1 protein-coding gene is annotated in these 1,135 nt (G+C 43.2%); it reads left to right on the top strand.

The genetic code is table 11. The features are described 5' to 3' along the window. Nucleotides 1-701 (top strand): alpha/beta fold hydrolase (locus BWI97_RS26775; RefSeq protein WP_102203467.1); only part of this gene is annotated, 701 nt, incomplete at its 5' end. Nucleotides 702-1,135: the final 434 nt, after the last annotated feature.

Genomic DNA, 1,135 nt, shown 5'->3' with positions numbered 1-1,135 from the left:
GGGCAAAATTTACGTTTGACGAAGCCATTGAAGACCTGAATAATCTGGCCAATCAGCTGTCATTACGAAAATTTAGCATCATTGGTCATAGTTTTGGTGGAATCGTATCTACGCTATATACGCAAGCTTTCCCGGAGCGGGTAGAACGTCTTATTCTGGTGGGTGCTCTCGTCGACCAGCAACGGACCTATGACCATATTCTGAGCAGTGTGGCAAAGCAGGCGGAAAAGAAGCATGATACGGCTACGCTCGAGAAAATAAAGGAGGTAAAAACGCTCGATAAAAAAAGTGCGGTTTATAGAGGAAAGACGTATGAACTAGCTTCTGCGTACGGGTATTTTCGAATGCCTGCTCCGACGGAAGAGTCCGAAATCGTAAACAACCGATATACGAAAAGTGAGTTTTTTAAAGACAATATTCGTAATGACCAGGCCCCTGTAACGTTCTACAAAAACGAGAAACGCGTTACTATGGATACGACTCCTATTCTGAATAGCCTTAAAAAACGTGGCCGTAAACTCTATGCATTGTATGGCAAACAGGACGGAATTTTTTCAAAAGCACAATTACAGGATGTACAAAAGCTGATAGGAAAGCACAATTTTTATCTCATCGACAATTGTTCGCATTATCCATTTGTGGATCAAAACATAACTTTTGTGAACATCATCACAAAAGTTATGGGAAATGAAAAGGAATGACTTTCGACACAACTAACGAGAACCTTGTCGTGCCACTCAGGTACAGTTGTGAAGAGTTAATGCCTTCGCTTCTGGAATTGGTAACGGAATTCCGCAAAACTGGTTTTCAGACTAATAAATTCACGATAGAAAGTAGCTGATTTTCGATCCTGCAAAAGCATTGAAAGAACCGTTTCTTCATCAAAAGCTGATTGAAAGGACTTCTGGTTAACGATCCTGTTCTTCTTTTTTGGCAACTATGGTCCTGGCCAGGATTTCGGGCAAGGTGGTGTAATCAATGGGCTTGAGCAGGTGTCCATCAAACCCGCCCAGCTTCGCTACTGACCAAGCTTATAATAAGTACCAACCGATTCACCAACCGTAGTCATGATGTCAGCCGAAGCGGTTAAGGACCGGGTAGCGTCGGCCAGCTTGAAGAGAAAGGCCTGCCGCTT

This window comes from Siphonobacter sp. BAB-5405, from assembly GCF_002872335.1.
GTDB lineage: Bacteria > Bacteroidota > Bacteroidia > Cytophagales > Spirosomataceae > Siphonobacter.
Note: the sequence above shows the minus strand (reverse complement) of the source record. Positions and strands in the feature narration are given on the sequence as shown.